Source organism: Paenibacillus sp. EB106-04-04-XG159, from assembly GCF_058791835.1.
Genome location: NZ_JBYTDY010000002.1, coordinates 439,031 through 446,225, shown reverse-complemented (window position 1 = coordinate 446,225; position 7,195 = coordinate 439,031). Strand labels below are relative to the sequence as shown.

Here is a 7,195-nt window from a genome sequence, read left to right as displayed (position 1 = left end):
TCTTAAGCTACAGCTACTACTGCCTTCGCTGTTCGGGACTTGAACCCTATAGATAGCGCCCATGCTGGGCGCACTAATAAGAAAGACCAAGTGCGCTAACACTTGGTCCTTACAATTGGCTTGGATGGTCTATTTCCTTTCGAGCTATAATGGAAACAAAACCCACCGTCGGCGGTCAACCTATGGGTGGGTTTTTACTTTCAGGACCGATTGCCATAGAGGGTACAAGTTTCTATAACATGTTCTCTAACAACCAATTAAGGCTGCCGCGCAGAGCGACAGTCCTTATATTGTTTAAGCTAGCTTCTCCGCAGCATCAACCGTGTGCTTGAGCAGAGTAGCGATCGTGACTGGACCGACACCAGCCGGTACCGGCGTAATCGCGCTCGCATGCTTCAAGCATGCGTCATAGTAAACATCGCCGACGTTGCCTGGATTGTAGCCTGCGTCCATAACGACCGCACCCGGCTTGATCCAATCCCCTTGAATGAACTTTGGCTTGCCTACTGCCGCTACTACAATATCAGCTTGACGAACGATGTCCGCTAAGTTTGCCGTCTTGGAGTGACAGATCGTCACGGTGGCATTGCGATTCAACAGCATTAAGGATACGGGTTTGCCCAAAATCGGGCTTCTTCCTACAACCACAGCATGCTTGCCTTCTATCGGAAGCTCGTAATAGTCCAAGATCGCCATAATAGCCACCGGTGTGCAAGACGGGTAATCTGCGAAACCGAAAGCATTTTGCGCAAAGCCTAACGTAGTCACGCCATCCACATCCTTATCAATGCGAATCGCTTCAAATGCCGCCCGCTCATCGATATGGTGGGGTACAGGATGCTGGAGCAGAATGCCGTGAACACTAGGATCGTCATTCAATGTGTTTATCGCCGCAATCAATTCATCGGTCGACGTGCTCTCTGGCAGCTCAACCCGTATGGACTGCATATTCAGGCGTTTGCACGCATTTCCTTTCATTCGTACATATGTGGCAGATGAAGGATCTTCACCCACCAATATCGTCGCTAAGCATGGAATGATTCCCCGCTCCGAGAGCCGGGCCACTCGCTCCTCCAGCTTCTCCTTTATACTTGCCGCTACTCGATTGCCATCCAGAATCAACGCTTCTGTACTCATCTAATCCGCCCTCTCCTGTGGAAGTAAACACAAAGAGGCAAGGGGATCGCTCCCCTTACCTCTGCCCAGGCGTACGGCTGATTATCTATGTGCTCCCTCATGGTTCCCCATGCTCCGCCAGTCACACATAGTCATATGCTAATCCCATTTTAACAACTGCAACCGTATAATTCAATTCAGATGAAACAAATCCGCCTAACTAATTTCGAACATTCATGATCTATTATCGACTCATAATCTGTTCACGTTTCGGTCCGTTGGACACGCAGCGTACTGGAACGCCAATTACCTTCTCTAGAAATTGAACATACTGCTTCGCTTCCTCAGGAAGCTCCTCGAAGGATCGGATATGTGAAATATCGCATTTCCAGCCTGGAAGTGTCTCATATACTGGTTTGCTCAGAGCTAATTGCGAAGTTACCGGGAATACCGTCGTTTGCTTATCCCCGATCTGATATGCCGTACATACTTGAATCTCATCCAGATACCCCAGCACATCCAGGTTCGTCAAAGCAACCTCCGTTGCCCCTTGAACCTTGCAGCCATACTTGGTTGCTACTGCGTCAAACCAGCCTACACTTCTTGCTCGTCCCGTCGTAGCGCCGAATTCGCCCGCATCTCCGCCCCGTCTCCGCAGCTCATGAGCAGCCTCACCTGCTATTTCCGTTACAAATGGTCCTTCCCCTACACAGCTCGAATATGCTTTCGTAACAGCAACGACTCTCGTAATCGCTTGTGGTGGAACACCCGCTCCAACGGCTGCAAATCCCGCTAATGTTGAAGAAGATGTCGAATATGGGTAGATGCCGTGATCCGGATCTCGCAGCGCGCCCAGCTGTCCTTCAACTACGATGTTCTCTCCTCTTTGCAGAGCTTGGTTAAGAAGCTCCGTCGTATCGCATACAAATGGCTTCAAGAGTTCCGCTTGCTTCAGCAAATCCGCAACCAGGTTCTCGATGTCATAGGCAGGCTTGTTGTAGAGGTGCTGCAGGAGTACATTTTTCGCTTCTAATGAAGTGCTGAGCCTTGAACGAAGGCGTGCTTCATCATATAGATCCGCAACCTGAACTCCAAGCTTCGCATATTTGTCCGCATAGAATGGAGCAATTCCCTGTTTCGTCGAACCGAACTTGCGGTCTCCGAGCCGTTCCTCTTCTAACTCGTCGAACAAGATATGATAAGGAAGCACGATCTGCGCACGGTCGGAAACCTTCAGATTCGGCGTAGGCACGCCACGCTTCGCTAATTCGCCTAGTTCACTCAGCAGGTTGTTAATATTCAAGGCAACACCTGTGCCAATCACGTTCGTAACTCCTGGATAGAATACACCCGACGGCAGCAGATGCAGAGCAAATTTTCCATAATGATTAATTATCGTATGCCCCGCATTGCTTCCTCCCTGATATCGAACCACATATTGAGATTGCGCTGCCAGCACATCCGTGATCTTCCCTTTTCCTTCATCGCCCCAGTTAGCGCCTACTATAGCTGTAATTGTCATATTCACATGCCTCCGCTGTTGGAATATTGTTCTGCCTTCAAGTATAATAAACATTGCATCATTAAAAAAATTAATATTTATAATAGCAGTTATAAATGTGGATTATAACACTTTGAGGTGAATAAGATGATCCATAATATGGACCTTTATCAGGTATTTTATTTCACGGCTAAGACAGGCAGCCTATCCAAAGCCGCAGAGGAATTGTTTATTACACAGCCAGCCGTTACCCATGCGATTAAGCAATTGGAGAGCAAGCTCGGCGGTCCGCTGTTTATCCGAACTTCTAAGGGTGTTACCCTAACTGCCGAAGGTGGCATGCTCTTCACTTATATTGAGCAGGCATATCATTTTATTCTTGAAGGTGAACGGAAGATTGGCGAGATGCACGAGCTCATTAGCGGAGAAGTCAAGATCGGGGCTGGCGATACGCTGTGCAAACACTACCTCCTGCCGCATCTGAAGGCTTATCACGAATCGTTTCCTAGCATCAAGATTCAGGTTATCAACCGCACAACCGCTGAAACGATCTCTCTCTTGAAGGAAGGAAAGATTGATCTCGGCATCGTGAATCTTCCCCTGTCCGATCCGAACATTGAGATTCAGGAGGGAATGACTATCCATGACTGCTTTATCGCGGGAGAGAGCTACAAACAATTGTCGGAGACCGTTATCTCTCTGGAACAATTGCTTACTTATCCCGTTGTGCTGCTGGAAAAGGGCAGCCGTACCCGCGCCTACCTAGATGAGATCGCCTTTGAGCAAGGTTTGACAATTAAGCCGGAGATTGAACTAGGGAGTGTGGATCTGCTGATCGAATTCGCGCGCAGCGGGTTTGGCATCGCTTGTGTCATTAAGGAATTTATTGCTCAAGAGTTAATCGGGAATTCACTATATGAAATTCAACTTCAGAACCCTCTGCCTCCGCGCAAAATAGGTATTATTAAACGCAAAAGAACACCCTTATCCTTTGCGGCAGCACATTTGCATAACATGCTGCTGCAAACCTAACAGCCGTTCCCATTGACTTCAGGGAACGGCTTCGTATTATACAACGGGCTTCAGCCGTAGAAATGATAGCGTTGCATGCATCGGATGCGATTCATGCGGACACACGGTACCTTATTTAGCCTCAAAAACGCTATTTTTTCGGTAAAGCGGACCGTGGTTCCGTTATTTGCATCACATCAGCATGAAACTACCCGATTTGAGCTAAATAACGGCTTCTGTGTCCACCAAACTCGAAAAATGCTGTCTATTTTCATGAATAGCGTCTCCTGTGTCCGCAACATCTCCAACTACCAGATGCTATTCCATTTCTCGCAAGCGCTCCACGATGCTCATCCTGCTCGCCGTACGATAACTGAGCATAGGCACTGCCAGCGCAATCATTATCAAGAGCGGCGCGCATATCGCAATTGGCAATACCGTAAAGTGATAGCTGAAGAACCAGAATTGACCTGCAAAGGCCGATACACCGAAATAAGTCAGCAGCATGCCGAACGTACAGACGATTCCAAGCGTCAGCAACGCATAGTATAAGCCTTCAAACATGAGCATCTTATTCACCTGGCGATTCGTCATTCCGATACTCTGCAGCATCGCAATTTCATTGCGGCGGGAAATGATGCTCGTCACCATAGAATTGATGAAGTTCAAGATGCCGATCAAGGCGATGCTGCTGCTTAGCGTGTAGCCTACTCCTGTAAAGGTTGATTGCATGCTCTTGAACTCTTCCGCATAGGTTGCGCGGGATTCATAGTCCAGCATAGGATCAACCTTGTCGACATAATGAGCAAGGTACTGTTCCATCGCCTCCGTCTGTTCATCCGTAACGTCAAATACCGTTGTCATAATCGTCGGATGGCTGACTTGATGCTTGAATTCCGTTGCAGGCAGGAAGAATTCCATACCTAACATACTCGTCCATCTGGATGACATGCTGTGCGGAATCGTGCCCAGCGCCATGACTTCATAAGTCTTTTCCTCACCGTTCTCAAGTGCTAGCGTGACCTGATCCCCGATCTCGTAGATACTCTCAACCAAGTCCTCATCTTCATAGTTAGGCATGACGACGATATAATCTCCGGACTTGAACTTCTCGGCGTCATAGGTTCCTTTCTTAATCTCTAGATGCTCAGCTGCAAATTCATCAAGACCATGAAGCTTCATCGGCATCTTCTTAACAGCAAGCACCGTGTCCACGGAATATTGCATATCGCGCTCTGGATGCGACAGCAGCTTAGGGATCAGACGTTGAAAGCTTTCTCGCGTTGTACCCGTTATCGGATGCTCCCCTGCGGTAAAGTACACACTCCCTATATCCTCAACCCCGTCGCGCGCAGCGAGACTTGCCACTAGCTCCTCTGTCACCGTATCCTGACCATTGAAGCCGATATTCACGTTGAACAAGCCGACATCTCCGATCACGAAGTCAGTCTGCATTTCGGTCTCCAGATACTTGTCCATATCGAACCCTGTTACCATTGTGTAGACGCTATTGAGCAGGATGATGCTAAGCGATAAGGAAGAGAGCACGATCATTGCCTTCTTCTTGTTGCGAAATACGTTCGAGAACGCCATGCGATGAAGCTTCGCGCCGCTGATCGACTTCTTCAGCCCTTTCCGACTCGCCCCGCTCACATCGGTATAGCGAACCGCCTCAATCGGCGATACTCCTGCAGCTGTCTTGGCCGGCTTATTGCAGCTAATGAACACCGTCAGCAGGGCAAATAACGCCGAGCCAACAAAAATGAGCGGATGGATCGAGACTCCCACATGCGACATCGTCATCATCTGCATCACGACCGGCACAAGCGCTGCCCCGACTGCATATCCCGCCAGCAAACCTAACGGGATGCCGACACAGGATAGCAGCCACGCCTGACGCCGCACCAACTTCTTCAACTGCTTCGGAGTCGTACCGATCGTTTTGAGAAGTCCATAGAACTTAATATCCTTTGCTATGGAAATGTAGAAGATGTTATAAATGATTAAATATCCGCTCAGCATGATGAGCAAGATTCCGCCTGCAACGCCCGCTATCATGCCGATGTCCACCGTCATTTGCGTCGGCGCATATGCCCAGTTCACTCCTATTGGGATGTCCCGCTCCGTGAAGCCGTTATCCTCCAAGATGCGGTTCAACTTGCCTTCGATGTTAACGGAATTGTCCAGCATCACATCTGCAAATAACAATCCCGTATAAGACTGACCATCTCTAGCCCGCGACTGATCGATCCCTGCCAATTCCTGTTCAATAAAGCTCTTCGACACCCAGATCATGCTTGCAGGAATGACGATGTCTCCTTCATAGAAGCCGCTTAGCACAAATTCCTTCTGCACTTGTTGCCCATCGATCGTATACTTTAGCTTCACCTTCTGTCCGACTTCATGCGGAATTCCCAATCGATCCAGCACGAGTGTATCCGTGGCAATCTCATCAGGCTGCTCTGGCATTCTGCCCGTCGTCGGCAGAGCAAACATAAATTTCGCATACGTTTCATCCGCATATCGGATTTCGGTAGATCGCTTGATCAGTTGTTCATTTTCCGCGACATTCACCATCACAGATAGACCCAGCTCTTTAATGAGCTTATGATCCTTCAGCTTCTGATACTGCTCTGTTGTTAAGTACTTAAAGCCGCCATGCGCGCTAGTACCGACCTGCCGCATCGTGCTCTGCTCGACGGATGCCAGCATGCTTGCGCCAATCGTAAATAGGCTCGTAAACAGCATGGTCGTCAGAGCAATCGCCACAATCGCAAACCAGTTGCGCATGCGGTTCGCTCTTAGGCTTCTAATAGAAAGCTTCTTAATCGCTTGTTTATTCGGCGTTGCAAGCATTACCTTTTCACCGCCTCTGTGACCACCTTGCCGTCTTCGATGCGGATGATGCGGTCTGCGGTCTGCGCCATCTCCTCATTATGCGTGATCATCACGACCGTCTGTTGGAATCTGTGGCTTGTCGTCTTCAGCAGTGCAAGCACATCCTGACTTGTCTTGCTGTCGAGGTTGCCTGTCGGTTCATCCGCCAGTATAATCGCAGGCTTGGTCGCCAGTGCGCGCGCAATCGCCACTCGCTGCTGCTGTCCGCCGGACAACTGGTTCGGCAGGCTGTTCAGCTTGCTCTCCATGCCCAGCATATGTACGATCTCGTCCACATAACTCGTATCCACCTTATTGCCGTCGAGCTCGATCGGCAGAATGATATTCTCGTATACGTTCAACACGGGCACGAGATTGTAATTCTGGAATACGAATCCGATCTTCCGGCGGCGAAATATCGTCAGTTCCTGATCATTGAGCGCAAACAGCTCCTTGCCGTCCACAATTACTTTGCCTGAAGTCGCTCTATCGAGTCCTCCCAGCATATGCAGCAGTGTAGACTTCCCGCTCCCAGACGTGCCTACAATCGCTGCATATTCGCCCTGCTCCACTTCGATGCTGATCCCGTCCAACGCCTTTACAGCCGTATTCCCGTGTCCATACTGCTTCTTCAGCTCAACCGTCTGCAATATACTCAACTGTCATTCCTCCAACCCAAATAGTCTAAAC

Annotated in this window: 5 protein-coding genes and 1 riboswitch; of the genes, 1 reads left to right on the top strand and 4 read right to left on the bottom strand. The window is 49.2% G+C overall.

Going from position 1 to position 7,195, the window contains the following annotated elements; all coding sequences use genetic code 11:
* Nucleotides 1-294 precede the first annotated feature (294 nt).
* Both AC3WTP_RS04270 and AC3WTP_RS04265 read right to left on the bottom strand, forming a co-directional pair.
* The gene (locus AC3WTP_RS04270) at nucleotides 295-1,137 is read right to left on the bottom strand and encodes a bifunctional 5,10-methylenetetrahydrofolate dehydrogenase/5,10-methenyltetrahydrofolate cyclohydrolase (RefSeq protein WP_492393318.1); all 843 of its coding nucleotides are present in this window, start codon (nucleotides 1,135-1,137) and stop codon (nucleotides 295-297) included.
* 56 nt (nucleotides 1,138-1,193) lie between these two features.
* A riboswitch (ZMP/ZTP riboswitch) is annotated at nucleotides 1,194-1,272 on the bottom strand.
* Nucleotides 1,273-1,360: 88 nt separating this feature from the next.
* On the bottom strand, nucleotides 1,361-2,638 hold the full coding sequence (locus AC3WTP_RS04265; protein ID WP_492393317.1) for an adenylosuccinate synthase: 1,278 nt from the start codon (nucleotides 2,636-2,638) through the stop codon (nucleotides 1,361-1,363).
* 126 nt (nucleotides 2,639-2,764) lie between these two features.
* On the opposite strand from AC3WTP_RS04265, the gene AC3WTP_RS04260 reads away from it, so the two are divergent.
* Complete coding sequence (locus AC3WTP_RS04260; protein ID WP_492393316.1) at nucleotides 2,765-3,649, top strand: LysR family transcriptional regulator; 885 nt, start codon at nucleotides 2,765-2,767, stop codon at nucleotides 3,647-3,649.
* 297 nt (nucleotides 3,650-3,946) lie between these two features.
* On the opposite strand, the gene AC3WTP_RS04255 is transcribed toward AC3WTP_RS04260, so the two are convergent.
* Nucleotides 3,947-6,484: an ABC transporter permease gene (locus AC3WTP_RS04255; RefSeq protein ID WP_492393315.1), complete on the bottom strand. Its 2,538-nt coding sequence runs from the start codon at nucleotides 6,482-6,484 to the stop codon at nucleotides 3,947-3,949.
* Complete coding sequence (locus AC3WTP_RS04250; protein ID WP_492393314.1) at nucleotides 6,484-7,164, bottom strand: ABC transporter ATP-binding protein; 681 nt, start codon at nucleotides 7,162-7,164, stop codon at nucleotides 6,484-6,486. The genes AC3WTP_RS04255 and AC3WTP_RS04250 overlap by 1 nt, the downstream gene beginning before the upstream one ends.
* Nucleotides 7,165-7,195 lie beyond the last annotated feature (31 nt).